At 77.5% G+C, this 26,172-nt stretch carries 31 protein-coding genes; 13 read left to right on the top strand and 18 right to left on the bottom strand.

Annotation, left to right across the window (positions count from 1 at the left end; all coding sequences use genetic code 11):
• The first annotated feature begins 37 nt into the window (after positions 1 to 37).
• Complete coding sequence (locus tag D0Z06_RS19495; protein ID WP_117379203.1) at positions 38 to 595, top strand: dihydrofolate reductase family protein; 558 nt, start codon at positions 38 to 40, stop codon at positions 593 to 595.
• 1 nt (position 596) lies between these two features.
• Here the strand turns inward: D0Z06_RS19495 and D0Z06_RS19490 are convergent, their stop codons facing one another.
• Positions 597 to 1,241, bottom strand: a complete 645-nt coding sequence (locus tag D0Z06_RS19490) for a hypothetical protein (RefSeq protein WP_117379202.1) — start codon at positions 1,239 to 1,241, stop codon at positions 597 to 599.
• 19 nt (positions 1,242 to 1,260) lie between these two features.
• Here D0Z06_RS19490 and D0Z06_RS19485 point away from each other — a divergent pair, with 19 nt between their 5' ends.
• The 3 genes from D0Z06_RS19485 to D0Z06_RS19475 all read left to right on the top strand — a co-directional run bounded on the left by D0Z06_RS19485 (position 1,261) and on the right by D0Z06_RS19475 (position 3,458).
• Positions 1,261 to 1,491: a hypothetical protein gene (locus D0Z06_RS19485; RefSeq protein ID WP_117379201.1), complete on the top strand. Its 231-nt coding sequence runs from the start codon at positions 1,261 to 1,263 to the stop codon at positions 1,489 to 1,491.
• Positions 1,492 to 1,539: 48 nt separating this feature from the next.
• The gene (locus D0Z06_RS19480; RefSeq protein ID WP_117379200.1) at positions 1,540 to 2,826 is read left to right on the top strand and encodes a PP2C family protein-serine/threonine phosphatase; all 1,287 of its coding nucleotides are present in this window, start codon (positions 1,540 to 1,542) and stop codon (positions 2,824 to 2,826) included.
• A 239-nt stretch (positions 2,827 to 3,065) separates the two neighbouring features.
• The gene (locus tag D0Z06_RS19475; protein ID WP_117379199.1) at positions 3,066 to 3,458 is read left to right on the top strand and encodes a nuclear transport factor 2 family protein; all 393 of its coding nucleotides are present in this window, start codon (positions 3,066 to 3,068) and stop codon (positions 3,456 to 3,458) included.
• A gap of 21 nt (positions 3,459 to 3,479) precedes the next feature.
• On the opposite strand, the gene eutC is transcribed toward D0Z06_RS19475, so the two are convergent.
• Genes eutC through eat form a run of 3 tightly spaced genes read right to left on the bottom strand, consistent with a single transcriptional unit; the run spans position 3,480 to position 7,143 of the window.
• Complete coding sequence (gene eutC / locus D0Z06_RS19470; protein WP_117379198.1) at positions 3,480 to 4,226, bottom strand: ethanolamine ammonia-lyase subunit EutC; 747 nt, start codon at positions 4,224 to 4,226, stop codon at positions 3,480 to 3,482.
• 26 nt (positions 4,227 to 4,252) lie between these two features.
• On the bottom strand, positions 4,253 to 5,665 hold the full coding sequence (locus D0Z06_RS19465; protein ID WP_117379197.1) for an ethanolamine ammonia-lyase subunit EutB: 1,413 nt from the start codon (positions 5,663 to 5,665) through the stop codon (positions 4,253 to 4,255).
• A complete protein-coding gene (gene eat, locus D0Z06_RS19460) occupies positions 5,662 to 7,143 on the bottom strand; it encodes an ethanolamine permease (protein ID WP_199522427.1) in 1,482 nt (493 codons plus the stop codon). Before eat ends, D0Z06_RS19465 begins: the two co-directional genes overlap by 4 nt.
• 198 nt (positions 7,144 to 7,341) lie before the next feature.
• Between eat and D0Z06_RS19455 the strand changes: the two genes are divergently transcribed.
• A complete protein-coding gene (locus tag D0Z06_RS19455) occupies positions 7,342 to 8,067 on the top strand; it encodes a GAF and ANTAR domain-containing protein (RefSeq protein ID WP_117379196.1) in 726 nt (241 codons plus the stop codon).
• A 4-nt stretch (positions 8,068 to 8,071) separates the two neighbouring features.
• Here D0Z06_RS19455 and D0Z06_RS19450 read toward each other — a convergent pair whose 3' ends face one another.
• Both D0Z06_RS19450 and D0Z06_RS19445 read right to left on the bottom strand, forming a co-directional pair.
• On the bottom strand, positions 8,072 to 8,959 hold the full coding sequence (locus D0Z06_RS19450) for an SDR family NAD(P)-dependent oxidoreductase (RefSeq protein WP_117379195.1): 888 nt from the start codon (positions 8,957 to 8,959) through the stop codon (positions 8,072 to 8,074).
• A 59-nt stretch (positions 8,960 to 9,018) separates the two neighbouring features.
• On the bottom strand, positions 9,019 to 9,435 hold the full coding sequence (locus tag D0Z06_RS19445) for a hypothetical protein (protein ID WP_117379194.1): 417 nt from the start codon (positions 9,433 to 9,435) through the stop codon (positions 9,019 to 9,021).
• 75 nt (positions 9,436 to 9,510) lie between these two features.
• On the opposite strand from D0Z06_RS19445, the gene D0Z06_RS19440 reads away from it, so the two are divergent.
• Positions 9,511 to 9,780, top strand: a complete 270-nt coding sequence (locus D0Z06_RS19440; RefSeq protein WP_117379193.1) for a DUF2277 domain-containing protein — start codon at positions 9,511 to 9,513, stop codon at positions 9,778 to 9,780.
• Positions 9,781 to 9,981: 201 nt separating this feature from the next.
• On the opposite strand, the gene D0Z06_RS19435 is transcribed toward D0Z06_RS19440, so the two are convergent.
• Complete coding sequence (locus D0Z06_RS19435) at positions 9,982 to 10,632, bottom strand: hypothetical protein (RefSeq protein WP_117379192.1); 651 nt, start codon at positions 10,630 to 10,632, stop codon at positions 9,982 to 9,984.
• A 194-nt stretch (positions 10,633 to 10,826) separates the two neighbouring features.
• On the opposite strand from D0Z06_RS19435, the gene D0Z06_RS19430 reads away from it, so the two are divergent.
• Complete coding sequence (locus D0Z06_RS19430; protein WP_117379191.1) at positions 10,827 to 11,354, top strand: DUF6328 family protein; 528 nt, start codon at positions 10,827 to 10,829, stop codon at positions 11,352 to 11,354.
• 4 nt (positions 11,355 to 11,358) lie between these two features.
• Here the strand turns inward: D0Z06_RS19430 and D0Z06_RS25920 are convergent, their stop codons facing one another.
• On the bottom strand, positions 11,359 to 12,243 hold the full coding sequence (locus D0Z06_RS25920) for an ABC transporter substrate-binding protein (RefSeq protein WP_199522426.1): 885 nt from the start codon (positions 12,241 to 12,243) through the stop codon (positions 11,359 to 11,361).
• A 23-nt stretch (positions 12,244 to 12,266) separates the two neighbouring features.
• A complete protein-coding gene (locus D0Z06_RS25915) occupies positions 12,267 to 12,869 on the bottom strand; it encodes a TetR/AcrR family transcriptional regulator (protein WP_199522425.1) in 603 nt (200 codons plus the stop codon).
• Between the two features lie 81 nt (positions 12,870 to 12,950).
• Here D0Z06_RS25915 and D0Z06_RS19420 point away from each other — a divergent pair, with 81 nt between their 5' ends.
• Positions 12,951 to 14,501, top strand: coding sequence for a DHA2 family efflux MFS transporter permease subunit (locus D0Z06_RS19420; RefSeq protein ID WP_117379190.1), 1,551 nt, complete (start codon positions 12,951 to 12,953; stop codon positions 14,499 to 14,501).
• Positions 14,502 to 14,596: 95 nt separating this feature from the next.
• Here D0Z06_RS19420 and D0Z06_RS19415 read toward each other — a convergent pair whose 3' ends face one another.
• A complete protein-coding gene (locus tag D0Z06_RS19415; protein WP_117379238.1) occupies positions 14,597 to 14,824 on the bottom strand; it encodes a hypothetical protein in 228 nt (75 codons plus the stop codon).
• 170 nt (positions 14,825 to 14,994) lie between these two features.
• Between D0Z06_RS19415 and D0Z06_RS19410 the strand changes: the two genes are divergently transcribed.
• Positions 14,995 to 16,461: a glycosyltransferase family 39 protein gene (locus D0Z06_RS19410; RefSeq protein WP_233517819.1), complete on the top strand. Its 1,467-nt coding sequence runs from the start codon at positions 14,995 to 14,997 to the stop codon at positions 16,459 to 16,461.
• On the opposite strand, the gene D0Z06_RS19405 is transcribed toward D0Z06_RS19410, so the two are convergent.
• The 6 genes from D0Z06_RS19405 to D0Z06_RS19380 are packed head-to-tail and all read right to left on the bottom strand — an operon-like array spanning position 16,424 to position 22,515.
• Positions 16,424 to 17,149, bottom strand: coding sequence for a glycosyltransferase (locus D0Z06_RS19405; protein WP_233517818.1), 726 nt, complete (start codon positions 17,147 to 17,149; stop codon positions 16,424 to 16,426). The genes D0Z06_RS19410 and D0Z06_RS19405 overlap by 38 nt on opposite strands.
• The gene (locus D0Z06_RS19400) at positions 17,146 to 18,012 is read right to left on the bottom strand and encodes an NAD-dependent epimerase/dehydratase family protein (protein ID WP_117379189.1); all 867 of its coding nucleotides are present in this window, start codon (positions 18,010 to 18,012) and stop codon (positions 17,146 to 17,148) included. The genes D0Z06_RS19405 and D0Z06_RS19400 overlap by 4 nt, the downstream gene beginning before the upstream one ends.
• Positions 18,009 to 18,803 (bottom strand): aldolase, encoded by a 795-nt coding sequence (locus D0Z06_RS19395; RefSeq protein ID WP_117379188.1) that lies wholly within the window; start codon positions 18,801 to 18,803, stop codon positions 18,009 to 18,011. The genes D0Z06_RS19400 and D0Z06_RS19395 overlap by 4 nt, the downstream gene beginning before the upstream one ends.
• 21 nt (positions 18,804 to 18,824) lie before the next feature.
• Positions 18,825 to 19,916 (bottom strand): ABC transporter ATP-binding protein, encoded by a 1,092-nt coding sequence (locus D0Z06_RS19390; RefSeq protein ID WP_117379187.1) that lies wholly within the window; start codon positions 19,914 to 19,916, stop codon positions 18,825 to 18,827.
• Entirely contained in the window at positions 19,913 to 21,457 is a 1,545-nt protein-coding gene (locus D0Z06_RS19385; RefSeq protein ID WP_233517817.1) for an ABC transporter permease, read from the bottom strand. Before D0Z06_RS19385 ends, D0Z06_RS19390 begins: the two co-directional genes overlap by 4 nt.
• A gap of 35 nt (positions 21,458 to 21,492) precedes the next feature.
• Positions 21,493 to 22,515 carry an iron ABC transporter substrate-binding protein gene (locus D0Z06_RS19380; protein WP_117379186.1) on the bottom strand — a complete coding sequence of 341 codons (1,023 nt, stop codon included), beginning with the start codon at positions 22,513 to 22,515 and terminating at the stop codon, positions 21,493 to 21,495.
• 93 nt (positions 22,516 to 22,608) lie between these two features.
• Between D0Z06_RS19380 and D0Z06_RS19375 the strand changes: the two genes are divergently transcribed.
• Together D0Z06_RS19375 and D0Z06_RS19370 are read left to right on the top strand one after the other, a co-directional pair.
• Positions 22,609 to 23,052: a GNAT family N-acetyltransferase gene (locus D0Z06_RS19375; RefSeq protein ID WP_117379185.1), complete on the top strand. Its 444-nt coding sequence runs from the start codon at positions 22,609 to 22,611 to the stop codon at positions 23,050 to 23,052.
• Between the two features lie 6 nt (positions 23,053 to 23,058).
• Positions 23,059 to 23,370: a hypothetical protein gene (locus D0Z06_RS19370; RefSeq protein ID WP_117379184.1), complete on the top strand. Its 312-nt coding sequence runs from the start codon at positions 23,059 to 23,061 to the stop codon at positions 23,368 to 23,370.
• A gap of 112 nt (positions 23,371 to 23,482) precedes the next feature.
• Here the strand turns inward: D0Z06_RS19370 and D0Z06_RS19365 are convergent, their stop codons facing one another.
• The gene (locus tag D0Z06_RS19365; protein WP_199522424.1) at positions 23,483 to 24,022 is read right to left on the bottom strand and encodes a DM13 domain-containing protein; all 540 of its coding nucleotides are present in this window, start codon (positions 24,020 to 24,022) and stop codon (positions 23,483 to 23,485) included.
• Positions 24,023 to 24,093: 71 nt separating this feature from the next.
• On the opposite strand from D0Z06_RS19365, the gene D0Z06_RS19360 reads away from it, so the two are divergent.
• On the top strand, positions 24,094 to 24,774 hold the full coding sequence (locus tag D0Z06_RS19360) for a hypothetical protein (protein WP_117379183.1): 681 nt from the start codon (positions 24,094 to 24,096) through the stop codon (positions 24,772 to 24,774).
• A 31-nt stretch (positions 24,775 to 24,805) separates the two neighbouring features.
• Here D0Z06_RS19360 and D0Z06_RS19355 read toward each other — a convergent pair whose 3' ends face one another.
• A complete protein-coding gene (locus D0Z06_RS19355) occupies positions 24,806 to 25,495 on the bottom strand; it encodes a maleylpyruvate isomerase family mycothiol-dependent enzyme (protein ID WP_158580041.1) in 690 nt (229 codons plus the stop codon).
• A gap of 220 nt (positions 25,496 to 25,715) precedes the next feature.
• On the opposite strand from D0Z06_RS19355, the gene D0Z06_RS19350 reads away from it, so the two are divergent.
• The gene (locus D0Z06_RS19350; RefSeq protein WP_117379181.1) at positions 25,716 to 26,099 is read left to right on the top strand and encodes a PaaI family thioesterase; all 384 of its coding nucleotides are present in this window, start codon (positions 25,716 to 25,718) and stop codon (positions 26,097 to 26,099) included.
• The last annotated feature ends 73 nt before the right edge of the window (positions 26,100 to 26,172 follow it).

Here is a 26,172-nt window from a genome sequence, read left to right as displayed (position 1 = left end):
CCGGGAACCGTCGTACCGCTGCGGCACGCTGCGCGCCATGGACGCGCCCTTCACCGCAGCGGTCTTCCTCGGCATGAGCGTCGACGGGTTCATCGCCCGCACCGACGGCGACCTCACCTGGCTCACCGGCGGCCCGGCGGAGGCCGGCCCGCCGGACGACGGGGCCGGCGGCGACTTCGGCTTCGGCGAGTTCGTCGCCGGGGTCGACGCCCTGGTGATGGGCCGCGCCACCTACGAGTTCATCGCCCCGTTCGCCGAGTGGCCCTACCAGGGCCGGCCGGTGCACGTGCTGAGCACGACCCTGGAGCCGGGCGCCGACGCGCGGATCACCGTGCACCGCTCGCTCGGCGAGGTGGTGGCCGCGCTCACCGCCGCCGGCTGCCGGCGCGTGTACGTCGACGGCGGCCGCACGGTGCACGCCTTCCTCGCCGCCGGGCTGGTCGGGGAGCTGACGCTCTCGCGGGTGCCGGTCCTCATCGGCACCGGCCTGACCCCGTTCGGGGCGCTGCCGGCCGACGTCCCGCTGGAGCACCAGGGCACGCGGACCTTCCCGGGCGGGATGGTCCAGTCGACCTACCGGGTGCGGCGCGGGTGAGTCACGCCCGCCGGCCCGGGGGCACCGGCACCTCGACCGGGATCTCCGGGCCGAGCCGGGCGCCCTGCTCCAGGCGCAGGTCGTCGCCGGACCAGAAGCTCCCCGGGTCGTAGGCGTTGCGCGGCAGCCCGCCGTCGAGCAGGCCCATCGCGGTGTACGTGGCCGCGACCAGCTCGGCGCAGTAGACGGTCTCGGCGGGCGTGCCCCGGCGCAGCCGGCCGTTGACCCACCCGCGGACCAGCCCGGGCGTGGTCGGGAACGGCCGGCCGTCGAAGCGGGCGATGGTGCGCAGCACGGCGTCCTCCATCGCCGGGGTCACGCCGCCGTCGTCGGCCGGGCCCACCAGCTGGCGCAGCCACGGCCGCTGCCCGTAGCGGTGCACCCACGTGCGGACGGCGTCGGCCAGGTCGTGCAGCTGGACGCCGCGCTGGTGCCGGCCGGTCCACACGTCGGGCAGCGAGCGGCCGAGCTCGGCGTGCCAGAGCAGCGGCGGGAGGTCCTCCAGGACGACGGCCATCCCGACGTGGTTGACCGGCGCGTTGGTGACCGCGCGGATGGCCCGGTCGGCCACCGAGCCGCCGCGGAAGACCCAGACGTCGCCGGTGCGGGTCAGCTCGACGGCCTCGTCCAGGCTCAGCGCGGGCACGGCGCTACGTTAGGCGACCGTGCGCGTGTGGAAGCTGCTCGGACTGGCCGGCCTCGCCGGTGTGGCTGCGACCGGGGCGGTGCTGGCCCGCGGCGAGCGGCAGCGCCGGGCCGCCACCCCCGAGGAGGTGCGCGCCCGCCTGCGGGAGCGGCACGCCGCGCTCGCCGAGGAGGAGGCGCCGCCCCCGACGGCCGGCGAGCTGGCCGCGGGCCGCACCCACCGGCTCGCCCGGCTGCTGCGTCGCCGGTGACGGGCCCGGCGGGGTTTGAGCCCCGCCCGGGGTGATCAGGGAGCACAGGTGCCGGACGAGACGCCCGCCGCGGGCTTCCGCGATCCGACCGGTGAGCTGCCCAGCGCGGAGAGCACGGGCGAGCGGCTGCTGGGGTCGCTGCTCGACCGCGCCCACCTCATCCCGCCCCGGCTGATCGGCCCGCTGGTCGCCCAGGAGCTGCACCTGGTCGGCGCGTCCGAGGTGAGCATCCACCTGCAGGACTACGACCAGCGGGTGCTCCGCCCGCTCCCCGGGCGGCGGCTGGTCGGCCGGCCCACGCCGATCGACGGCAGCCCCGAGGGGCGGGCGTTCGCCACCGACAGCCGCGTCGAGCAGCCGCAGCCCGGTGGAGGTGTGCGGCTGCACCTGCCCATGCTCGACGGCTCCGACCGGGTGGGGGTCCTGTCGTTCACGCTGCCGGCCGTCACCGACCCCGACCGGGTCCTGGCCCAGCGGGTGGCCGGGCTGGTCGCCGACCTCGTCGTCACCAAGAACCTCTACACCGACACCTTCGCGCGGGTCCGGACCAACCGGCCGATGACGCTGGCCGCCCAGCTGCAGTGGCAGAGCCTCCCGCCGCTGTCGATGACGACCCCGGACATCGACCTGGCCGGCGTGCTGGAACCGGCCTACGAGGTGGGCGGTGACAGCTTCGACTACGCGCTGGACCACCACGTCCTGCACCTGGCCGTCTTCGACGCCATGGGGCACGGGCTCGAGGCCGCGACGATGGCGAGCGTCGTCCTGGCCGCCTACCGGCACGGCCGGCGCCGGGACGTCCCGCTCGACGAGCTGTACACCGAGATGGACGCCGTGGTCAGCCGCTCCTTCCCCGGCCGGTTCGCCACCGGTCAGCTGGGCCGCCTGGACTCCGACACCGGGGAGCTGAGCTGGGTCAACGCCGGTCACCCACCCGCGCTGTGGGTGCGCCGCAGCCGGGTGATCGGCGAGCTCACCGGTGCCCCGACCCGCCCGGTCGGCTTCGGGGGCGCGGCACCGGCGGTGCACTCGGTGCGGCTCGAGCCCGGCGACCGCGTGCTGTTCTTCACCGACGGGGTGGTCGAGGAGCGGCTCGACGGCGGCGAGCAGTTCGGCGACCGGCGGCTGCGCGAGCTGATCGAGCAGACGACCGCCGACCGGCTGGCCGCCCCGGAGACGGTCCGCCGGCTCTCGCACGCCCTCACGGCGGCGCGGGAGGGCCGCACCAGCGACGACGCCACGCTGCTGCTGGTCGAGTGGAAGTCCCCGCCGCGGGACGACGAGCTGGCCCGCGACATCCCGGAGGCCTCGCCCGGCGGCGCCCAGGAGCGCTGACCCACGGGCCCCGGCGGCCCGGTCACCCAGGGTGAGCGGATCGCCGGGGCGCGCCCCGGTGCGTTCCCCGGTGGGGCGCGCGGGTCGACACTGCTGCCGCCCGCCGGTGCCGCCGGGTGTCGTCTGGGTCGTCCGCCCGGCGGCGCCGACGCGGTGGTCCGCCCGTGCGGCCCTCCTGCAGCGGCCCGGCGCGAGAAGGCCGGCCGCGGGGAGGGGCGCTCCCCGGCGAGGAGGCAGCCATGTCCGAGCACCCCAACGTGCAGCGCATCCGGGACGCCTACGAGGCCTTCGGCAAGGGGGACCTCGCCGCCGTGCCGCGGTACTGGGCCGACGACATCCGGTGGCACTCGCCGGGGCGCAACGCGCTCACCGGCACCTACCGGGGCGCCGACGAGGTCCTCGGGCTCTTCGGCCGGCTCGTGGAGCTGACCGGGGGCACCCTCCGCGTCGAGCCGCAGGCGGTCTTCGCCGACGACACCCACGCCGTGGCGCTGGTGCACACGACCGGGCACCGGGACGGTCGCTCCCTCGACGCGCTCGACGCGCACGTCATGCGCGTGGCCGACGGCCTCGTGACCGAGTTCTGGTCCGCCCCCACCGACCCGGTGGCCACGGACGAGTTCTGGGCCTGACCCCACCGCGCAGGAGGCGGGTCAGCCCGCGCCCGGGGGCAGCACCGGCCCCTCGTCCTTGAGCGCGACGCCCGAGGCGCCGAGCTCGCGCGCCGCCGTGAGCAGCGCGGCGACGGTGTCGGCGGCCCGGGCGTAGGAGAGCCCGTGCGGCGGGCGGACGTTCGAGACGCAGTTGCGCTCGGAGTCCGCCCGCCCCGGCCGCGGGTCCCAGGTGAGGTAGACGCCCAGCGAGTCGGCCGAGGAGAGGCCGGGCCGCTCGCCGATCAGCACGACCACCGCCCGGGCGCCGAGGGCCTCCCCGACCGCGTCACCGAGCGCCACCCGCGCCTGGTGCGCGAGCACCACCGGGGACAGCGTCCAGCCGGTCAGCCGCTCGCGCAGCGCGACCACCAGGCCGGGGGCGTGCTCGTGCACCGCGGCCGGCGAGAGCCCGTCGGCCATCACCACCGCCAGGTCGGCGCCGGTGCGCGGCAGCTCGGTGCCGGCCGCGAGCTGCCGGCCGAGGTCGGGCCGCTGCAGGTAGGTGGCCCGGTCGGGTGCCGCGGAGCGCACCTCCAGCAGCTCCTCCCCCGGCAGCGCCGACCGGAGGACCGCCGGGTCCAGCGGCTGGTGCACCGCGTCACGGGCGGCGGCGTGGGCGGCGCGGAACTCCAGCTCGCGGGAGGTGGGCAGCGCGTCACCGGCCCGGCCGAGCGCGACCCGCGCCCGGGTGGCCGCGCGCAGCACCGCCCACGGGTCCCCCTGGTGGAGGGGATCGGTCGGCGTCACGCCGACCGATCCCCTCCGCTCCCCGTTCACGGCGTGGCCGCCGCGAGCAGGGCCCGCGCGGTCGGCGCGTCGGCGGTCAGCTCCCGCACCCGGCCGGCGTCGTCGAGCAGCTCCATGCGGGCCAGCCAGGCCTCGAACTCCGGCGCCGGGCGCAGCCCCAGCACCGAGCGGGCGGTGAGCACGTCGGAGAACGACAGCGACTGGTAGTGCAGCATCACGTCGTCGGCCCCCGGCACCGCGATGAGGAAGGTGCAGCCCGCCGCGCCCAGCAGCAGCATGAGCGAGTCGGTGTCGTCGCCGTCGACCTCGGCGTGGTTGGTGTAGCAGACGTCCACCCCCATGGGCAGGCCGAGCAGCTTGCCGCAGAAGTGGTCCTCGAGGCCGGCCCGCAGCACCTGCTTGCCGTCGTAGAGGTACTCGGGCCCGATGAACCCGACGACGGTGTTCACCAGCAGCGGCGAGAACTCCCGGGCCACCGCGTACGCGCGGGCCTCCAGGGTCTGCTGGTCGACCGGCCGGCCGCCGACCCCGCGGTGCGCGTCGGCCGACAGCGCCGAGCCCTGGCCGGTCTCGAAGTAGGTGACGTTCCTGCCCACGGTGCCGCGGCCGAGCGCCAGCGCCCCGGCCCGGGCCTCGGCGAGCAGGTCGAGGGTGACGCCGAAGCCCCGGTTGGCCGGCTGGGTGCCGGCCACCGACTGGAAGACCAGGTCCACGGGCGCCCCCTGCTCGAGGACCCGCAGCGTGGTGGTCACGTGGGCCAGCACGCAGGACTGCGTCGGGATCCCGTAGCGGCGGATCACCGCGTCGACCAGCTCCAGCAGCGCCGCGGTGCGGGCCGGGGAGTCGGTGGCGGGGTTGATCCCGATGACGGCGTCCCCGCAGCCGGACAGCAGGCCGTCGACGATGGCGGCGGTCACGCCGACCGGGTCGTCCGTGGGGTGGTTGGGCTGCAGCCGGGAGGCCAGCCGCCCGGGCAGGCCGAGCGTGCTGCGCAACCCGGTGACCACCCGGGTGCGCCGGCCGACCGCCACCAGGTCGGCGTTGCGCATCAGCTTGGCGGTCGCGGCCACCATCTCGGGGGTCAGCCCCCGGGCCAGCCCGCTGATCGCCGCCTCGTCACCGGCGGCCGCCCACGCCAGGAGCCGGTCGCGCAACCCGCCCACGGTCAGGGCGGCCACCGGCGCGAAGGCCGCCCGGTCGTGGGTGTCCAGGATCAGCCGGGTCACGTCGTCCTCGTCGTAGCCGACCACCTGCTCCTCCAGGAAGGTCGCCAGCGGGAGGTCGGCCAGCACGGTCTGCGCGGCCACCCGCTCGGCCGCCGACCCGGCCGCGCACCCGGCGAGCACGTCCCCGGAGCGCAGCGGCGTCGCCCGCGCCATCAGCTCGACGAGGGTCGGGAACTCGTAGGTGTGCCCGCCCACCGTCGCCCGGCGCCTCACTCGACCTCCTCCTCGGCGGCGGCGAGCAGCTCGAACTCCTCCTCGGGGGCCGAGGCGACCAGGTGGTGCCGGCTGTAGAGGGCGAACCAGGCGAGGAAGACGACGTAGGCGGCGAGGGTCCAGAACGCGGCGGTGACGTCGACGAGGAAGGTGGCGACGACGGCCGCGGCGGCCAGCACGAGGGCGACCCCGGTCGTGACCGTGCCGCCGGGCGTGCGGTACGGGCGCGGCAGGTCGGGCTCGCGGCGGCGCAGCACGATGTGGCTCACCATCATCAGCACGTAGGAGACCGTGGCGCCGAAGACCGCCATGTTGAGCAGCATGGCGCCCTGCCCGGTCAGCGACAGGGCGAATCCGATGGCGCCGGGCACCAGCAGCGCCAGCACCGGGGCCTTGCGGCCGTTGGTGACCGACAGCGCCCGCGGCAGGTACCCGGCCCGGGACAGCGCGAAGGTCTGCCGCGAGTAGGCGTAGATGATCGAGAAGAAGCTCGCCACCAGCCCGAAGAGCCCGGCGTAGTTGACCACCGTGGTGATCCCCTCGCCGGCGCCGGAGCCCTCCAGCGCGTCCACCGGCGGGTTGCCCGACTCCGCGATCGCCGCCGACCCGGCCGCGCCGGGGGTGAACACGAGCATGAGCAGGGCCAGCAGCAGGAGCAGGCCCATGGCCGCGACGATCCCCCGCGGCATCGACCGCGCCGGGTCCCGCGCCTCCTCCGCGGCCAGCGGCACGCTCTCCACGGCGAGGAAGAACCAGATGGCGAACGGGAAGGCCGCCCAGATGCCGATCAGCCCGTACGGCAGGAAGGACGAGGCGCCGGCCGCGTCGGTCGGGGCGATGTCGAGGAGGTTGCCCGCGTCGAACTGCGGGACGGCGCCGGCGAGGAACACCACCAGGCCGAGGACGGCGATGGCGGCCACCACGAACATGGCCTTGAGCGCCTCCCCGACGCCCATCAGGTGGATGCCGATGAACAGCGCGTAGGCGGCGAGGTAGACCCACCACCCGTCGGTGATGCCGAACAACCCCAGGGACTCGACGTACGCGCCGATGAAGGTGGCGATGGCGGCTGGTGCGATGGCGTACTCGATGAGCACCGCGACGCCGGTCGCGTAGCCGCCCCACGGGCCGAGCGCCCGCCGGGCGAAGGTGTAGCCGCCGCCGGCGGTCGGCAGCGCCGAGCCGAGCTCGGCCAGCCCGAAGACCATCGCGGTGTACATGACGGCCATGAGGACGACGGCGATGAGCAGCCCGCCGAACCCGCCCTCGGCCAGGCCGAAGTTCCAGCCGGCGTAGTCGCCGGAGATGACCGCCGAGACGCCGAGGCCGGCGAGCAGCAGCCAGCCGGCCGTGCCGGTGCGCAGCTGGCGCCTGTGCAGGTACCCCTCCTCGACCCGCTCGGCTTCGACACCGGCGTGGTGGCCGGGGCGGGTGCCCGGCCGGGAGGGGGTGGGTCGGGCACTCGGGTCGACGGTCATGCCGGGCCTTCCGCGACGGGCCCCCCGGGGGACGGGTGGGGTCAGCGTTCTCCCGACCCCGGGGGCGGTCAACCTGCGGCGGTGCGCCGGAACACGCTGTTCACCTGCGGCGGCGCCGGACGCCGGGACGGGAGCGGACCTGAAATAATATTCGGTCGAGCACCACCGGATGCCCCCCGACGTGGAAGGGACGAGGAGATGACCGGGTCCGCGGGCGACCGGACCGACGACACCGACCTGCTGCCGCTGCTGGCCGCCGGCGGGGACCTCACGCGCTTCCTCCGGGGGCTGGTCGACCTGGCCGTCGAGCAGGTGCCCGGCGCGCAGGCGTGCGGGCTCACCCTGGCCCGGTCCTCGCGCGCCGTCACGGTCGCCAGCACCGGGCCGCTGGCGCAGCAGGCCGACGAGCACCAGTACGCCGCCGACGACGGTCCCTGCCTGCAGTCCCTGCGCCAGGACGTCGTCGTCCTGGTCGACGACATGGCCGAGGAGACCCGCTGGGGCGGCTTCCCCGGCTGGGCCGTGGACATCGGGGTCCGGTCCTCGCTGTCCCTGCCCCTGGTCGTCGACGAGGTCCGCCGCGGCGCGCTCAACCTGTACTCCGCGCGGCCCCGGGCGTTCGCCGAGCAGGACCGGGGGACCGCCGCCCGCTGGGCCTCGTACGCGGCCGACGCGCTCGCGGTCGCGCTGCGCATCGCCGACAGCGACGACCGCGCCGGGCACCTGGCCGACGGCCTGGACTCCCGGACGGCGATCGGCCAGGCGGTCGGCCTGCTCATGGCGCAGGAGCGCTGCACCACCGAGCAGGCCTTCCAGCTGCTCAAGCACGCCTCGCAGCGCCGCAACGTCAAGCTGCGGGAGGTCGCCGCCGGCGTGGTGGAGGCCTTCGAGCGGAGCCTCGGGGACCGCCCGGCCCGCTGGTGAGGGCTCAGCGGCCGCGCCAGCGGGCGTCGCGCGCGTTGCGCTCCTCCCGGGAGGTGAGCACGTTGCCGGGGGTGGGCGCGGCACCGTCCCGGGTGAGGCCGAAGGCCCGCAGCAGCGGCCCGACCAGCGCGTCGTAGACCCCGGGCAGCAGCCGGAACCCGGCGATGACCACGGGGTTGGCGAACCCGGACTGCACCAGCCGGCGCGGGGAGTCCAGCCGGGCGACCACCGAGCGGGCCACCCGGCGGGCCGAGTAGACCGGGGGCGGCGGCCGGCCGGTGCTGCCGGCGAACGTGCCGCCCTGGTAGTAGATCGGGGTGCTGACCCCACCCGGGGCGACCGCGGAGACGTGCACCCCCGGGGCGTCGCGGACCTCCTGCTGCAGGGTGCGGACCAGGCCGAGCTGGCCCCACTTGGCCGCCACGTAGGAGCCCATGAGCGGGGTGCTGACCGAGGCCAGCAGGGAACTCACCACGACGAGGTGCCCGGCGCCCTGCCGGCGGAACAGCGGGACCACCGTGCGGGCCAGGTTCGCGGTGCCGTGCAGGCTGGTGTCGACGACGGCCTCGAAGACCTCCCGGGGGACGTCCTCGATGCGGCCGTAGGACATGACCGCGGCCGAGTGGACGACGGCGTCGAGCCGGCCGAACCGCTGCACCGCGGTGTCCACCGCGCGCCGCACCGCGTCGGCGTCGTTGACGTCCGCCGGGCAGACCACCACGTCGGCGGCCCCGAGGCGGCGCAGGTCGGCGGCGGCCTCCTCGAGCGCACGGGGTCCGCGGGCCACGATCAGCAGCCGGGCGCCGCGCTCGGCGAACTCCTCGGCGGTGGCCCGGCCGATGCCGCTGGAGGCACCGGTGACGAGCACGGACAGGGGGCTGGGCGGCGGCATGCGGCTCCTCGGGGTCGGCCGGGGCTCGGCGTGCCCGCCGGTACCCCGGCCCCACCCCGTCATGCACAACCCGGTGGGACCACCTCCTCCAGGGCGGCGAGCAGCCACCGCGGCCCGGTGACCGCGGCGCCCGGCGGCAGGCGGGCCCGCAGCCCCCGGTCGGCGGTCACCACCAGGACGCCGTCGCCGAGGGCAGCGGCCCGCTCGGCCAGGGCGTCGTCCCCGCTGCCGGGGGCCCGGACGACCGTGAGGGGCTCCGGGGCCGGGACGTCCCGCGCGGCGCCCTCGACGACGACCACCACGGCGGCCAGGTGCACCGGCGCGCCTCCGGGACCGGCGAGGGTCCGGCCGGGCAGCGCGGCCAGCCGGCCCAGCAGCCGCGCCGCCGCCCCGGCCCGGTCCCGCCACCAGCCGTCGGGCCGGGAGCCCACCACGTTGGCCGCGTCCACGAGCAGCACCGTCTCCCGAGCTCCCACGGCCCGATCGTGCCCCACCGCCCGCGGGGGCCGATCCCCGCCCGACCGTCGGCGCCCGCTCCTACGCTGCCGGGCATGTGCCGGAACATCCGCCCGCTGGCCAACTTCGAGCCGCCGGTCACCGACGAGGAGATCAGCGCCGCCGCGTTGCAGTACGTCCGCAAGATCAGCGGCTCGGCGCGGCCGTCCCGGGCCAACGCGGCGGCGTTCGACCGCGCGGTCGCGGAGGTCGCCGAGGCCTCGGCGCGGCTGCTGTCCTCGCTGGTGACCTCCGCCCCGCCGCGCGACCGCGAGGTGGAGGCGGCCAGGGCACGGGCCCGGGCGGCCGCCCGGTACGGCACGTGAGGCGGTCGGCCGCGTCATCCCCCGCCACGACCGCGCCGAGGGCTGACCGCGACCTCGCTCCCGGGGGTCCACGCCCCGGGCCACGCACGCCACCCGAGCGCCTGCGTCTGCGGGTGCAGCGGCACTCCGAGACGTAGGGCGCCGGGGACGACGTCCCCGGGTCGGCTCGCCCGACACCGCCGGGAGGCGCCCCGCGCCGGGTCAGGCCGCCGCGCCTCCCGCCGCGCGGGTGCGCGCCTGCTCGGCGACGGCCCGCAGGGCCGCCCGCATGATGTGCCCGACGAACGGCTCGACGACCCGCCAGTAGCGGGCGAACCTCCGCCGCGACGGGGCGTCGGGCACGGCGGTGCGCGCCTCGTAGCTGAGCAGGGTCCGGCCCCGGCCGTAGGGACGCAGCGAGAAGTTGGCCGCGATGCGCCCCCACCCGGGCTCGTCGAAGGCGGCGAACTCCTCCGGGGAGCCGGCGCCGCGCCAGGTGATGTCCGGCTGCCAGAACCGGCCGATGGCGCCGAGGGCGAGCTCGCGCTGCTCCCGGCGGCCGAGCGCGAGCCACCCCTCCATGGCCACGTCCCCGCCCAGGCGCAGCGACGCCGGCTCCGCGCGTCCCTGCGCGCCGCGCAGCCGCTCGGGCAGCCCGCGCACCCAGAAGGCCGCGTCCAGCAGCGGGGTGTGCACGTCGAGCAGGTCGGTGTCGAGCAGCGCGTCCCAGGTCGTCGCCACGTCGGCGTCGACGACGAGGTGCTCGGCGCGGGTGACGTCGAAGCGCGGCAGGGCGTCGTCGATCAGCATCGGCTCCGCGGCCGGGGCGGCCGCCGCGGGCTCGGGGGCGGCCGGACGAGGGGTCGTCTCCATGCCACCAGCGTCGGTCGGCCGGGCGGACGACGGCAGGGCGGAACGGCCCGCGGTGCACGGCCCGACGTCCCCCGGGCGACTCCTCCACCCGCGAGGAGGACGGACGTGGAGCAGCCGCCTCCGGAGCACTACCGTCATCCCTCCCAGGTGAACGGCAGGTGAACGGCAGGCGGACGCCGAGGGCGGTGAGGGTGATGACGGAGGTGGGTGCCCCGCGCCACGGGCGCCGCGACGGCGGGTCGCCGGAGGAGACCCACAAGGAGCGGATCGACCGGGAGCTGCTCGAGCTGCTCAACGAGCTGCGGGTCGCGCTGCCGGGCGTGCAGTTCCTGTTCGCGTTCCTGCTCATCGTCCCGTTCCAGCAGCGCGGCGCCGAGCTGACCACCTTCCAGCAGGACGTCTACTACGCCACCCTGCTCGCCGCGGCGGTGGCCACCGGGCTGCTCATCGCACCGGCGGCCCAGCACCGGGTGCTGTTCCGGCAGAAGGACAAGGAGGCGCTGCTGCGCCGCAGCAGCAGGTCGGCCCTCGCCGGGCTGGTCGTGCTGGCCTTCGCGATCAGCTCCGCGGTGCTGCTGGTCACCGACGTCATCTTCGACATGACCCAGGCCTGGATCGCCGCGATCGCCATCGCCGCGCTGCTGGTCTGGTGGTGGATCGTCTTCCCGTTCTGGCGGCGCGCGCAGACCGAGACCGACGACCCGCACGACCACGAGGCGTGACCGCTCACCCGCCGGGCCCCCGCACGCGCGCCACCGACGGGGACGGCGGGACGGCGTCCGGGTGCAGCACCGACGCGATCGCCGCCACGCCCTCGACCAGGCGCGGCCCCGGGCGGACGACGAGACCGTCGGCGTCGATCGCCCAGACCGGCACCCCGGGCAGCTCGTCGCGCACCGACCGCGCCTGCTCGACCGCGGCCGCCAGGCCGTAGCCGCACGGGGCGACCAGCACGAGGTCCGCGGTGGCCCGGCGCACCTCGTCCCACGTCGTCGGGACCGAGCGGGCACCGCTCGTCGCGCCGACCGGCTCACCCCCGGCCGCGGTCACGAGGTCGGGCACCCAGTGCCCGGCGGTGAACGGCGGGTCGACCCACTCCACCACGACCACGCGGGGCCGGGGCCGCCCGGCGACCGCCGCGGCCACCGCGTCGAGCCGGCCGCGCAGCCGCGCCACCAGGTCCGCCGCGCGGTCGGGCACCCCCGCCGCCCGCCCCACCGCGGTGACCGTGGCGAGGACGTCGTCGAGGGTGTGCGGGTCGAGCGTCAGCACCTGCGCGGTGCTGCCGAGGTGACCGAGCGCCTCGGCGACGGTGGCCCCGGGCAGGGCGCACACCCGGCACAGGTCCTGGGTGAGCACGAGGTCGGCGTCCAGGCCGGCCAGGGCGTCGGCGTGCAGGGTGTAGAGGTCCTCCCCGGCGGACGCCCGCGCCCGCACCGCGGCGTCGACCTCCCCCGGCGTCATCCCGGCCGTCTCCAGCCCCCCGACGACGACCACCGGGGCGCTGCCCTCCGGGGCGGTGCACTCGAACGTCATCCCGACCAGGTCGGCACCCAGACCCAGGGCGGCGACCACGTCGGTGGCCGAGGGCAGCAGCGACACGATCCGCACGCCCCTGACCGTAGGCCGGTCGCTCAGGGCGCGAGGCCGGCGGCGACCATCCGCAGCAGGCGGTCGAAGGCGGCCCCGGCGTCGGCTGCCTGGACCACCCCGGCCAGCTCCAGCGAGACCGCGCCGTGCACCGCCGACCAGACCACCTGGGCGGTCTCGACGGGGTCGGCCCGGCCCAGCACCCCGGCGGCCATGGCCATGGTCACCGTCTCCACCAGCACGCCGAACGCCGCGCCGGCGTGCTCGGCCAGCTCGCCGCCGTCGTCCAGCTGCTCGATCGCGGCGGGCTTGGCCGCCCCGAACATCGCCGCGTAGTGCGCCGGGTTCCCCAGGGCGAAGCGCCGGTAGGCGCGGCCGCAGGCCACCAGGCGGTCCGCGGGGTCGGCGGACCGGACGGCGGTGAGCGCGGCGGTCAGCCCGTCGAAGCCGCGCACGAGGACGGCGGCGACCAGGCCGTCCTTGCTCCCGAAGCGGTTGTACACCCCCATGGGCGCCACGCCCGCCTCGCTCGCGACCGCCCGCACCGTCACCGCGTCCAGCCCGTCGCGCACGAGCACCCGCTCGGCGGCGTCGAGCAGGGCGGCGCCCACGTCCCGACTGGGGGTCCGCTGCCCGCTCTCCGTCACGCGCCCATCCTGCCCTTGACCGTGTGTAGAACGCTGTTCTAGCGTTGTAGCACATCGTTCCACACATCTGAGGAGCACCCCATGGCGCAGCCGGTCCCGACCTCCGATCCCCGCCGCTGGTGGGTGCTCGTCGTCCTCTGCCTGTCGGTGCTCCTGGTGAGCGTCGACAACACGATCGTGAACGTCGCCCTGCCGACCTTCGGCCGCGAGCTGGGCGCCTCGACCAGCGGCCTGCAGTGGATCGTCGACGGCTACACGCTGGCCTTCGCGGCGCTGCTGCTCCTGGGCGGGCACCTCGGCGACCGGTTCGGCCGCCGGCGCGTGCTGCAGCTGGGGCTGGTCGGCTTCGCGGTCACCTCGTACCTGGCCACGCTGGCCGACACCACCGGCGAGCTGGTGGCCGGCCGCGCCGCGATGGGGGTGAGCGCCGCGCTGGTCTACCCGGCCACGCTGGCGCTGCTGGTCGCCACCTTCACCGACCGGCGGGAGCGGGCCACGGCCATCGGCGTGTGGTCGGCGGTCACCGGGCTGGCCGTGGCGATCGGGCCGGTGACCGGCGGCCTGCTCCTCGAGCACTTCGCCTGGAGCTCGGTGTTCCTGGTCAACCTCCCGGTGGCGGCGCTGGCCCTGGTCGCGGGGTGGCTGGTCGTGCCGGAGTCCCGGTCCGGCGAGGGCGGTGGGCTCGACGCGGTCGGCGTCCTGGGCTCGGTGGCCGCCATCGGCCTGCTGGTGTGGACGACGATCGAGGCGCCGAACCACGGCTGGACCTCGGCGACCACGATCGCCGGCTACGCGGGCGCCGCGGTCGCCCTCGCCGGCTTCGTGGCCTGGGAGCTGCGCCGCCGGCACCCGCTGCTGGACGTGCGGCTGTTCGGCGACGCCCGCTTCTCGGTCGCCAGCGGCTCCATCGCCCTGGCCTTCTTCGCGCTCTTCGGCTTCATCTTCCTGATCACCCAGTACTTCCAGGTGGTCCGCGGCTACGACACCCTCGCCGCCGGGCTGGCCACGCTGCCCTTCGCCGTCGTGATCGGCGCGACCTCGCCGCTGGCCATCGTCGCCATGCGCGCCGTCGGCACGAAGGCCGTCGTCACCGCCGGGCTGCTCACCATGGCGGCGGGCTTCGCGGTGGCCGCCGGCACCGCCGCCGACTCCGCCTACTGGGGCCGGGTCATCGTCGCGATGGTGCTCATGGCCGGCGGGCTCGGCCTGGTCACCAGCCCGGCCACCGAGGCCGTCATGGGGGCCCTGCGCACCGACGACCAGGCCGGCGCGGGGTCGGCGGTCAACGACACCGTCCGCGAGGTCGGCGGCACCCTCGGCGTCGCCGTCGTCGGCTCGGTGATGGCCACCGTCTACGGCCCGGCGGTGCGCGACGGTCTGGCCGGGCTGCCCGCAGCGGTCCGCGAGGCGGCCGCCGACTCGGTGGTGGCCGGCGCCGCGGTGGCCGAGCGGGTCCCCGGCGGGACGGCGGCGGACGTCGTCCGGACCGCGTTCCTCGACGGCCTGTCCGCCGGGTCCTGGGTCTGCGCCGGGGTGTGCCTCGCCGGCGCGCTGGCCGCCGCCGCCTGGCTGCCCGCCCGGCACCGCGCGGGCACGCAGGTGCCGGCGCCGGTCCCGGTCCCGGCCGGCTGACCGGGCACCGGCCGGCGCCCGTCCGGGGCCGCCCGCGCCGGGCCCCGAGGCCGCCGCGCCGTCCCCTCCGTGCGGGACGGCGCGGCGGCCGCCGGTCAGCGACCCCCGTCCGGGCCGACCCGGTCGGGGTCCGGCGTCGGGAGGGGCGGGTCGTCGTCGGCGTGCGCCGCCTCCACGGGCGACCGGCCCGGCTCGGGCACGTCGGGCTCCTCCGCCCCGGGACCGAAGCCCTCGGCCGGCTCGGGGGCGCCGCGGCCGGGGTCGGCCGCGGGGATGCCGCCGCCCTGGTCTCCCTCGCCCTGGAACGGGTCCAGCGGGGCCATGTACGTCACGGAGGTCTCCTCGCTCGTCGGGGCGGCCGGCGGCCGCGCTCCCGCAGCCGTACCCGCGACCGCCCCCGCCCACCGTCCGGTGCCGGGTGAACGGTCCGTGCACCGCGGGGGACGCGGACCGCGGCGCCGCACGCCGGGCAAGGGTCACCTAACCTGCCGGGGTGCGCATCCCGGCGACCCCCGTCCTCGACCGGCCGACGGCGCTCGCCGCACCGCGCTCGCCGCGGTGGGCCCCGGTGGAGCTGCTGCCGCCGGCGTCGCTGCTCCTCCTGGGCGCCGTGCTCCTGGCCCCCGGCCACGGGCTGTGGTTCGACGAGCTGTTCACCGCGGAGGTGGCCCGGCTCCCCCTGGCGGAGATCCTGCGCGCGGTCGTCTCCGGGCGGGGGACGACGAGCTACCTCGCCGACGTCCCCCCGAGCTACAACGCGCCCTACTACGTCGTGGCCCACGCCTGGGTCTCGCTGCCCGGGGTGGGGGGCGACACCTCGCTGCGGCTGCTGTCGCTGCTCGCCGCGGCCGGCGGCCTGGCCCTGGTCACCCGAGCGGTGGCCCGGCTGGCCGGGCGCGCGACGGGGGTGGTGGCCGGCTCGGTGCTCGCCGCCGCCCCGCTGCTGCTGGAGCAGGCGGTGGAGGCGCGCAGCTACGGCCTGGTCGTGCTCGCCACGGGAGGTGCGCTGCTGGGGCTGGTGCGCTGGCTGCAGGAGCGCCCCCGCGGGCTGCTGCTGTTCGGGGTGGCCGGGGCCGGCATGGGGCTCATGCACTGGTACGCGGTCACCGCCCTGGCCGCGTTCGTCGTCGCGGCCCTGCTCCTGCGCGGCCGCCGGGCGCTGCGCGTCGTCCTCACCGGGGCCGCGGCCGCCCTCCCCGTCGCCGGGCTGGTCGGGGTCAACCTCCTCAACGGCACCGGCGCCCGCAACGCCGAGCACCTCACGACCACCGACGGCGCCCTGGCCGACCTGGCCGTCGCCGCCTGGGCCGGGGGCTCCCGGGTGCTGCTGCACCTGACCGTGGGCCTGGCGCTCGTCGGCGCGCTGCGCGCCACCGGCGTGCGCGTGATCGGGGCGTGCTGGGTGCTGGTGCCGCTGCTGCTCCTGACGGCCGCGGAGCTGGTCCGGCCGGTGTACCTGCCGCGCTACCTGCTGGCCGGGCTGCTGGGCCTCGGGGTCCTGGCCGCCGCCGGGGCGCTGGCCCTCCCCCGCGCCGCCCGCGCCCCGGCCGCGGCCCTGCTGGTCGCCCTGTCGCTGCTCGCCGCCTCGCCGCTGGCCACCCGCGAGCCGCGGGAGCGGGCCGACGACGTGGTCGCGTTCCTCGCCGCCGAGCAGCGGGCGGGCGAGCCCGTGGTGGCCGCCGACCAGCGGGCGGCGACCGGCCTGGACCACTACGTGCGCACCGCCGCGCCGCGGCTGCGGCCCGACGTGGTCCTCCCACCGGACGATGCCCCCGTCACCGCCCCCGTCACCGCCCCCGTCACCGACGGCCGGGTCTGGCTGGTCCGCCGGCTCATCGACGGCGAGCCGGTCCCGACCGACGACGACGGGATCCTCCGGGCCGCGGGCTGGCGGCTCACCGGGGAGACCGCCTTCCCGGCCGTCAAGACCGACCTGGTGGTCCAGCGCTGGGAGCGCTGACCCGCGCCCGGCGGGCCCACGCCAGCGAGCGGGCGGACTGGGCCAGCCGCGCCCGCGCCGTCCACGCCGAGCGGCCCTCGGGGCGGCGGTCCCGCACGACCGGGACGCTGGCCACGGGACGGCGCGCGGCCGCCACGGCCAGGACCACGCTCGGCGCCCCCGCGGTGAGGACGGCGGCGCGGACGTCCGGCCCCATCGCCAGGAAGGCACCCGCGTCCGGGGGGAGCCCGGTGAGGCGGGCCGCGACCCGGCGGTGCAGCTCCCCGGTCAGCCGCCGTCCCGGCGCCTGGTAGGCACCGCGCCGGCCGGCGAAGACGGCCCCGACGTCACCGCCGGCCAGCCGGTCGAGCAGCAGGGGCACGGCCTCGGGCGGGTCCTGCAGGTCGGCGTCCATGCACACCCAGGCGCCGGCGGCCGGCTCGTCGGCCAGGCCCCGGGCCAGCGCGGCGTGCTGGCCGCCGTTGACCGGGAGCACGGTGACCCCGACCCGCGGGTCGGCGGCCGCGAGACCGCGCGCCACCCCGGCGCTGCCGTCGGGCGAGGCGTCCACGACCAGGCGCACCCGCCACTCCCGGCCGGTCAGCGCGGCGGCGAGCCGGTCCACGAGCGGGCGCAGCGTCGCCTCGTTGCGGTAGACGGGGACGACGACGGCGACCGCCGGCACCGCGCCGGTGCGGGCTCCGCTCACCGCCCGGCCGCCCACGTCCGGGCCAGCCCCTCGGCGAGGTCCACCGTCGGCGTCCAGCCGAGCAGCTCGCGCGCCAGCCGGGGGTCGCTGACCCAGCAGTCGGTGTCCCACTCCCGCCCCGGGTGGGCGCCGGGCACGGTGGCGATCGGCCGCCCGGTCACCCGGGCCGCGGTGGCGACCAGCTCCTCGGTCGCGGTCTGCACGCCGGTGCCGACGTTGAGGACCTGCCCGGGCGGCAGGTCGTCGGCGAGGGCGGCCCGGACGCAGGCGTCCACGACGTCGCCGACCCACACCCAGTCGCGCCGGCTGACCCGGGCCGGCAGCGGCACGGCGGCCCCGGTGCGCGCGGCGTCCAGCACGACGGGCACCAGCCGGGTCGGGTGGTCGCCGGGGCCGTAGACCTGGAAGGCCCGCAGCACGGCCGCGCGCACCCCCCGCTCGGCCGCCGCGGCCTGCAGGAGCAGCGAGCCCGCGGCCTTGGTGGCGCCGAAGAACCCGCGGGGGCGCAGCGCGGCGTCCTCCGCCAGCGGGGCGGGACCGGCGGCGTACTCGGTGGACGACCCGAGCCGGACGACGACCCGGCACCGGTCGGGCAGCGCGTCGACCAGCCACGGGCTGGTGTTCACGGCCGTGGTGGCGGCCCGCTCGGCGGGCGACCCCTTGGCCCGCCCGGCGGCCAGGGAGAACACGACGTCGGGGTCGGCGGCCCGCACCGCGGCGGCCCCGGCGCCGGGGTCGGCCAGGTCGACCGCCGCCCGCGTGAGCGGGGTGACGTCCCACCCGTCGGACCGCAGCCGGGCGACCAGGTGCCGGCCGACGAACCCCCCGGCTCCGGTGACCGCCGCCCGGGAGCGGGTCCTCACGCCGGCCGGGCGGCCCCGCCGCCGCTCACCCCGGTGACCGCGGCCACGAAGGCGTCGCGGTGGGCGGCGGCGCGCCCGGGCCCGGCCACGCGCAGGTCGTCGAGCGAGGCGAGCAGGCGGGGCACCTCCACGAACGGGTCCCGCCCGGCCATGTCGGCGGTGAAGGAGCGGCGCAGGAAGGTGAAGTCCGTGCCGGTGCGGAGCAGCTCGGCGGCCAGGAGCCACGCGGGCACCGGCGCACCCCGCTCGGGCAGGGTCAGCCCGCCGACCCCGAACGGCTGCCGGGTGGCGGCGCGGACGGCCTCCACCGTGCCGTCGCACAGCGGCAGGAACAGCGACGTCGCCCGCCCGTCGATGCGCAGGTCGTTGAGGCCCACGTACACCCGCGACAGGGGCCTGCGGGCCAGCTCGGCGGCCGCGGCCACGGCGTCGACGGTCTCGACCAGGATGCCGAGCCCGCAGCGGCCGCCGACGAGCTCCAGGGTGCGGTCGACCTCCTCGGCGGTGCGGACCATGGGCAGCAGCACCTCGTCGGCGCCGCGGGCGACGGCGTCGTCCACCTCGGCCGCCGTCCACGGGCCGTAGCCGTTGACCCGGCACAGCAGCCGGCCGTCGGTGGCGGCGCGCATCCTGGCGAGGTCGCCGGGGGTGTCGGCGTTGATCTGGGTGCCCTCCCCCCGCTGGCGGCGGTGCTTGCCGCGCCGCTCCCAGTCGACGACGATCCCGGCCGCGCCCGCCGCGACCACGTCGGCACCCCAGCCGGGGTCGACGGTGAAGAGGAAGAGGTCCACGGCAGGTGAGCTTAGGCACACCTAACCGAGCTGGGGCACCGGGTCCTGCGCGGACGGCACCACGGGGCCGGCCCCGGCCGGGCCGGCGGGGTAGGGCAGCCCCGCGCCGACGACGTCGACGCCGACGTCGTCGCCCGCCGCGGGCAGCTCCCCGCCCTCGACCCGGGCGGTGACCGCCTCGCCCGAGAGCAGCTCGAGGCGGACGCGGGCGTCGTGGCCGAAGAAGTCCACCCCCCGCACCCGGGCCGGCACCCGGCCGACGCCCGGCGGGGCCAGGCGCAGCTGCTCGGGCCGCACGAGCACGCGGGCCGGCCCGTCCGGGCAGGGCCGCGCCAGCCGGAGGAGGCCGAGCACGGTGCCCGCGACGCCGTCCCGGACCTCCCCGCGGAGCACGACGGCCTCCCCCACGAACGCGGCCACGTCGAGGTCCTGCGGCGCCCGGTACAGCGTGCGCGGGTCGGCCAGCTGCACCAGCCGCCCCCCGCGGAGCACCGCCACCTGGTCGGCCGTCGACAGGGCCTCGGCCTGGTCGTGGGTCACCACCACGGCGGTCGCCCCCGCGGCGGACAGGGCGTCGGCGACCGCCCGGCGCGTCTCCTCGCGCAGGGACGCGTCCAGCGAGGAGAACGGCTCGTCGAGGAGGACGAGGGACGGGCCGGGGGCCAGCGCCCGGGCCAGGGCGACCCGCTGCTGCTGGCCGCCGGAGAGCTGGTGCGGCGAGCGCCCGGCCAGGTCGGCGTCCAGGCCGACCAGGCCGAGGAGCTCGCGCACCCGGCCGGCGTCCCGGCGCTGCCGGCGGGGCAGGCCGAAGGTGACGTTGCCGGCCACCGACAGGTGCGGGAACAGCCCGCCCTCCTGCGGCACGAAGCCGATGCGGCGGTGCCGGGCGGGGACGCTGCGCCCCGCGCCGGCGACGACCCGCCCGCCGACGGCGATGGTCCCGGTGTCCGGGTCGTCGAAGCCGGCCACCAGCCGCAGCAGCGTCGTCTTGCCGCACCCCGAGGGCCCGAGCAGCGCGGTGAGGCTGCCCTCCGGGACGTGCAGGTCCACCCCGGCGAGGACCGGGGTGGACCCGAAGGACCGGCCCACGGCGGTGACGGTCAGGGAGCTCACGGGGTCGCACCTCGCCAGGCGTCGCGGGACAGGAGGACCGCGGCCGGCGCCGAGAGCAGCACCATGACCACGGCGTACGGCGCGGCGGCCCCGTACTCCAGCGCGCTGCTGGCCGACCAGAACGCGGTGGCCAGCGTCGACGTGCCGGTGGGGGCCAGCAGCAGCGTGGCCGTGAGCTCGGTGACGACCGCGAGGAAGACCAGGGCGGCGCCGGCTGCGATGCCCGGTGCCAGCAGCGGCAGGGTGACCCGCCGCAGCCGCTCGGGCGCCGACGCGCCCAGCGAGGCCGCCACCTCGTCGTGCACCCGCGGCGACTGCTCCACGGCGGCGCGCACGGTCACGACGGCCCTCGGGAGGAAGAGCACGGCGTACGCGACCAGCAGCACCGGCACCGTCTGGTAGAGCCACGGGGTGACGTCGATGGCGAAGGTGACCAGTGCCAGCGCGATGACGATCGCCGGCACCGAGCTGCCCAGGTAGGTGCTGCGCTCGAGGAGGGTGGCCACCCGCCCCCGCGCGCGCACGGCCAGCCACCCGGTGGGCAGCGCCATGGCGGTGGTCACCGCGGCGGCGACCGCGGCCAGGCCGAGCGTCGTGCCGGTGGTCTGCAGCAGGGCACCGGTGTCGAGGGCGGCCGACGAGCCGCGGACCAGCCAGGTGGCGAGGGCGGCCAGCGGCACCAGCACCGCGAGGACGACCAGGGCGGCGAGCGCGGCCAGCGCGGGCGCGGTCAGCCGGCCCAGCCGGAGCGGGCGCCCGGCCCGGGCCACCCCGGCGCCGGTGCGCGCGTAGCCGTGCCGGCCGCGCAGCCGCACCTCGGCCAGCAGCAGCACCACGCACAGCAGCACGAGGACGCCGGCCAGCGCCGTGGCGCCCGGCCCGTCGAAGGTCGCCCGGTACTGGTCGTAGATCGCGGTCGTGAACGTCGCGTACCGCAGCATCTGCAGCGCGCCGAACTCGGCCAGGACGTGCAGCCCCACGAGCAGGCCACCGCCGAGCACCGCCACCCGCAGCTGCGGCAGCTGGACGCGGCGGAACACCGACCAGGTGGACAGCCCGAGGCCTCGGGCGGTCTCCTCCAGGGCGGGGTCGAGGCCGCGGAAGGCGGCGACGACGGGCAGGTAGACGAACGGGAAGTAGGACAGCGTGACGACCAGCAGCGCCCCGCCGTAGGTGTCCAGCCCGGGCAGCAGGGAGATCCAGGCGTAGCCGTTGACGAACGCCGGGACGGCGAGCGGGGCGACCAGGAGCACGTGCCAGACCCGGCGCCCGGGCAGCGCCGTCCGCTCGACCAGCCAGGCCGCGCCGACGCCGAGGACCACGCTGAGCAGCACGGTCCCGCCGGCCAGCCGGACGGTGTTCCAGAGCAGCTCGCCGACCCGCGGGCGCCAGACCAGCTCGCGGAGCCCGGTCCAGCCGACCCCGCCGGCGGAGACGAGGACGTACCCGAGCGGCAGCAGCGCGAGCGCGGCCACCGCGACCGCGAGCGCCACCGTGACCGGCGTGCGGCGCAGCGGGGCCCGGACCGCGGGCGCCGTCACGGGACCCGCCGCGGCCTCCGGGGCCCGGACGGCGCTCAGAGCAGCCCGACCTCCTGCATCAGCTCGGTGACCCGCCGCTGGTCGAGCTCACCCGGGTCGACCGGCGGCGCCTCCAGCGTGTCGAGGGCGGGGAGCGCGTCGGCGGAGTCGACACCCGCGCCCACCGCGTACTCCAGCGCGCTGCTCTCGGCCAGCTTGCGCTGCGCCTCGGGGCCGGTCAGGTAGGCGACCAGCTGCTGGGCCTCCTCGGGCTGGTCGGAGGAGGCGAGCACGCCGGCACCGGAGACGCTGAGGAAGGCGCCCGGGTCCTGCCCGCGGAAGTAGTGCAGCCGGGCGTCGTCCCCCTTGAGCGCGTTCTCCGCCTGGTCGCGGTACCAGTAGTAGTGGTACATGACCCCGGCGTCGATCTCGCCCTCGTCGGCGGCGACCATCACGGCGGTGTTGCTCTGGTAGACGTCGGCGTTGCGCTCGAGCCCCTCCAGCCAGGCGCGGGTGGCCTCCTCGCCCTCCATCGCCAGGACGGCGGCCACGATGGCCTGGAAGTCCGGGCCACCGGCGGCGATGCCGATGCGGCCCTCCCACGCCGGGTCCGCGAGGTCGAGGATCGAGGCGGGCAGCTCGGCCTCGGGCAGCTGCTCGGGGTTGTACACGAGGACGGTGGAGCGGGCGGCGAAGCCGGTCCAGGTGCCCGACGACGGCCGGTACCGCTCCCCCACCTGGTCGAGGGTGGACTGCTCGAGCGGCGCCAGCAGGCCCTCGTCGTCCAGGATGTCGATCGCCGGGCTGTTCTCGGTGAGGAAGACGTCGGCCGGCGAGGCCTCGCCCTCCTGCACGATCTGGTTGGCCAGCTCGGCGTCGTTGGCGTCGCGGAACTCCAGCTCGATGCCGGTCTCGGCGGTGAAGTCCTCGAGCATGGTGCGGACCAGGCTCTCGTGCTGGGCGCTGTAGACGGTGAGCGTCTCGGCGGCCGACGCGTCGTCCGCGCCGCAGCCGGCGAGCGCGGCGGCGGCGGTCAGGGCGCCGAGGACGGCGACGGCTGGGCGCGCGGGCCTGGTCACGGAACGGTCTCCCCCGGTTGGGATAGGCAAGGCATACCTCACAGAAGGTGTACCACGCCGGGGCGCCGGGGGGTGCTGGGGTAGAACTCCCGGGTGACCTCCGGCCCCCTCCCCCGCCTGCGGACGGCCCGCTTCGCCGAGCTGACGCCCTTCGAGGTGTACGCGCTGTGCCGGCTGCGGGTCGACGTCTTCGTGGTGGAGCAGCACTGCCCCTACCCGGAGCTCGACGGCCGGGACACCGAGCCGGGCACCGTGCACCTCTGGTTCGAGGAGGACGGCACGGTGCTGGCCACCCTCCGCCTGCTCGACGACGGGGCGACCCGGGCGATCGGCCGGGTCGCGACGGCGGCGCCCGCCCGCGGCCGCGGCCTGGCCGCCCGGCTGGTCGAGGCCGGGCTGGAGCTCTGCGGGGGGACGCCGGTGACGCTGGGCGCCCAGGCCCACCTGGAGGGCTGGTACGAGCGGTTCGGGTTCCGGCGCAGCGGCCCCGGCTACGTCGAGGACGGCATCCCGCACGTGCCGATGCGCCGCGGCTGACCCGGCGTGGACGAGCGCACCGCGCTGCGGGCGGCGGCCGACCGGCTCGCCGCCCTGGCCGCGCGCAGCACCCCCGGGGACTGGCGGCTGCAGGGCCTGCTGGCCAGCCGGCCGGAGGTGGTCGCGCACGCCCCCGGCGGCGGCACCGAGCACGTCGCGGAGGCCCGGGCCGGGACCGGCGCGTGGATCGCCGCGCTCTCCCCCGAGGTGGCCGGCCCGCTGGCGGCGTGGCTGCGGGCCGCGGCGGACGCCGACGCGGTCCCGGCCGAGGCGGTCGCCGTCGCCGGCGTCCTCCTGCGCCGCCTGCCCGGGGGCTGACCCGCCGGGGAGCACGCGGTGGCCGGGCACACCCCCGTCGCGCCGGGCCACCGCGGCACCGGCAGCCTACGAGACGGCGGGGTTCCCGAAGCGCTGACGCCCCGGGCGGGGCCTAGACGGCCGCGGCCGGGACGAGGTCCGCGGCGCCGAAGGAGGCCCGGAACCGCTCGCACCAGATCACCACGCTGGCCCAGTCCCCCGGGTCCACCCCGGTGGGGACGGCGTAGTTCTGGTCCCCCACGTTGCCCTTGAGCCGGCCCAGGTCGACGAACTCCTCGTCCACCGTCGCCTGGTCGCCGTCCGCCGGCGTGGCCGAGAGGTAGACGTACAGGTCGGGCCCGTTGGAGGTGTCGAGGCCCTCGAGGCGGACCACGACCTGGCCGTCGGGGAGCCGGAGCACCCGCACCGAACCGGACGTGGCGTGCTCGTGGGAGACGAAGGTGCCGCGGGCCAGCTCCACCGGCTCGCGGGCACCGGCGATCGACCCGCCGCCCGCCGCGCCCGCCGTCCCCGCCGTCGAGGGCAGGGCCTCGGCGACCGCGCTGTCGTAGAGCAGCTTCTGCGGCTGGAACCACACCAGCACGAACGCGCCCACCGCCACGACCGCCAGCAGCGCTGCCAGCCCGATCCAGGTCTTCCTCCGCACGGCCACGGCGGGGCAGGCTAGCCGCGACCCCGCCCGGGCACAGCAGGTCCGCGCGCGGTGCGGGGTAGGGCCGGTGCATGGCTGTCGAGGCGGGAGCGCGGACGCGGGCGGGCGACGAGGGGCCGGAGCGGGAGGGTCTGGCCCGGCGGCTGGACCGGCCCATGGGCGTCCTGGGCGTGCTGTTCGTCTTCGTCGTCCTCGGCCAGTCGCTGGCGCGCGAGCCGTGGCTGGTCACCGCGCTGGTGGTCGGCGGCTGGCTGCTCTGGGCGGTGTTCGTCGCCGAGTTCCTGCTCCGGGCGGCCACCGCACGCGACCGGCGCCGCTTCTGGACGCGCAACTGGTGGCAGGTGCTCTTCCTCGCCCTGCCGTTCCTGCGCTTCGCCCGTGCGCTGACCCTGCTGCGGGCCGCCCGGGTCGGCGGGGTGCTGTCGGCGGCGGTGCGCGGCTCGCGGTCGGCCGGCCGGCTGCTCTCGGGCCGGGTGGGGCTGCTGGGCGCCGTCACGGGGGTGGTCGTGCTGGCGGCCAGCCAGCTGCTCTACGTGGTGGGCGCCTACCCGAGCTACGGCCCGGCGCTGCACGAGGCGGCGCTCGCCACGGTCACCGGGGAGCCGCTGTCGGCCGGCGGCCCGGTGGCGCGGGTGCTCGACGTCGTCCTCGCGGTCTACTCGGTCGCCGTCTTCGCGACCCTGGCCGGCGCGCTGGGCGCCTACTTCCTGCAGCGCCGCCCGGAGCCGGCGACGGACCGCCCCGCGGGGTAGCCGCCGGCCCCGCCCGGGCGCCGTCCCGGCGTCACAGCCAGACCGGCACCGCCGGGATCCCGCCGTCGGCCTGCAGCCCGTCACCGGCCGAGCGCCCGGTCAGCCAGGCGGTCACCGCCGGGAGCGGGCCGGACACGGCGACCGCCCCGGTCCCCCACTCCCGGTCGCCGGCGAACACCACGACGTCGGGCACCGCGTCGCGGCGGTCCCACATGCGGAACACGTCGTCGACCATCGCGGCCTGCACCTCGTCGTCGACGTCCTCGAAACCGACGCCCGCGTCGAGGTCGACCGCGTGCACGTACACCTCCCGGCAGCGCATCCACGGCACCTCGGCGGCCGGCACCTCGCGGCCCTGCGCGGTGCGCACCGGGGCCGACCAGCGGTCCTCCGGCAGCGTGCGGACCGCCTCGGCCAGCCGGCGCGTCGCGTCCAGCACCTCGGCGCGCAGCACCGGCGGGTCCAGCGCGGCCGCCTCGGCGATCCCGGCGTCCCGCGCGCCGGTCGAGGGGTACATGGGCGTCTCGACGCCCGTGCGCGCCCAGGTGAGCAGGTTGACCAGCGCGTCGGCGTTGCGGGCGACGTGGCCGAGCACGTGCCGGCGGTCCCAGCCGGGCAGCAGCGTCGGCGCGTCGAACTCCTCGTCGGTCAGCCGGCCCAGCGCGGTGGCGAACAACCGCTCGCCGTCCTCCCACCAGGGCAGGGTCCCCGGGACGCTCACGGCCTGCACCCCCCGGCGCGGATCGTTCCGGACCTCATGCGGACACCTCCGTGCGCGACAGCGGCAACTCCTCGGACACCGGCGCGTCGGCGGGGGATCGGCGGCCCCGCGCCGCGCCGTCACGCCGAACCGTGCCACCACCGGGGAGGAGCTGCCACACCGGGCGGCCACCGCCGGCGTGCGCGCGTGGCCGGGGCCGCCCGCGGGTAGGGGGCCGCGGGTGACCGACTCGACCGACCCCGAGGGCTTCGCCGGACGGCTCGGCGCCGTCGTGACCCGTGCCGACGACGGTGCCGCCCACCTGGGGTTCACCGCCCGCGAGGAGCACCTGAACCCGGCCGGCACCGTGCACGGCGGCGTGCTGGCCACGCTGGTCGACACGGCGATGGGCCGGGCCGTGCGCAGCACCACCGAGGACCACGACGTCCCGGCGACCAGCCAGCTCACCGTCACCTACCTCCGCCCGGGCAGGCCCGGGGCGATGGAGGTGACCGCGCGGGTCCGCACCCGGGGCGAGCACCTGACCGTCTGCGAGGCCGACGTGGAGCAGGAGGGGCGGGCGCTGGTGCACGCGGTGGCCACCTTCGCGCTGCTCCACCACTGACCGGCCCCTGTGCCACCTGCGGAGACGTCGGTACGGTCGGGGGACGGTCGCCGCCCGGACCGGGAGGTCCTGC

It is taken from the genome of Geodermatophilus marinus, assembly GCF_003428645.1.
Lineage (GTDB): Bacteria > Actinomycetota > Actinomycetes > Mycobacteriales > Geodermatophilaceae > Geodermatophilus.
This window is presented reverse-complemented; position numbering and strand designations above follow the sequence as displayed.

Coding starts and splice junctions, on each gene's coding strand:
- D0Z06_RS19495 (WP_117379203.1), top strand. CDS start 38: ATGGACGCGCCCTTCACCGCAGCGGTCTTCCTCGGCATGAGCGTCGAC.
- D0Z06_RS19475 (WP_117379199.1), top strand. CDS start 3,066: ATGTCCGAGCACCCCAACGTGCAGCGCATCCGGGACGCCTACGAGGCC.
- eat (WP_199522427.1), bottom strand. CDS start 7,143: ATGACCGTCGACCCGAGTGCCCGACCCACCCCCTCCCGGCCGGGCACC.
- D0Z06_RS19455 (WP_117379196.1), top strand. CDS start 7,342: ATGACCGGGTCCGCGGGCGACCGGACCGACGACACCGACCTGCTGCCG.
- D0Z06_RS19450 (WP_117379195.1), bottom strand. CDS start 8,959: ATGCCGCCGCCCAGCCCCCTGTCCGTGCTCGTCACCGGTGCCTCCAGC.
- D0Z06_RS19440 (WP_117379193.1), top strand. CDS start 9,511: ATGTGCCGGAACATCCGCCCGCTGGCCAACTTCGAGCCGCCGGTCACC.
- D0Z06_RS19435 (WP_117379192.1), bottom strand. CDS start 10,632: ATGGAGACGACCCCTCGTCCGGCCGCCCCCGAGCCCGCGGCGGCCGCC.
- D0Z06_RS19430 (WP_117379191.1), top strand. CDS start 10,827: ATGACGGAGGTGGGTGCCCCGCGCCACGGGCGCCGCGACGGCGGGTCG.
- D0Z06_RS19420 (WP_117379190.1), top strand. CDS start 12,951: ATGGCGCAGCCGGTCCCGACCTCCGATCCCCGCCGCTGGTGGGTGCTC.
- D0Z06_RS19415 (WP_117379238.1), bottom strand. CDS start 14,824: ATGGCCCCGCTGGACCCGTTCCAGGGCGAGGGAGACCAGGGCGGCGGC.
- D0Z06_RS19360 (WP_117379183.1), top strand. CDS start 24,094: ATGGCTGTCGAGGCGGGAGCGCGGACGCGGGCGGGCGACGAGGGGCCG.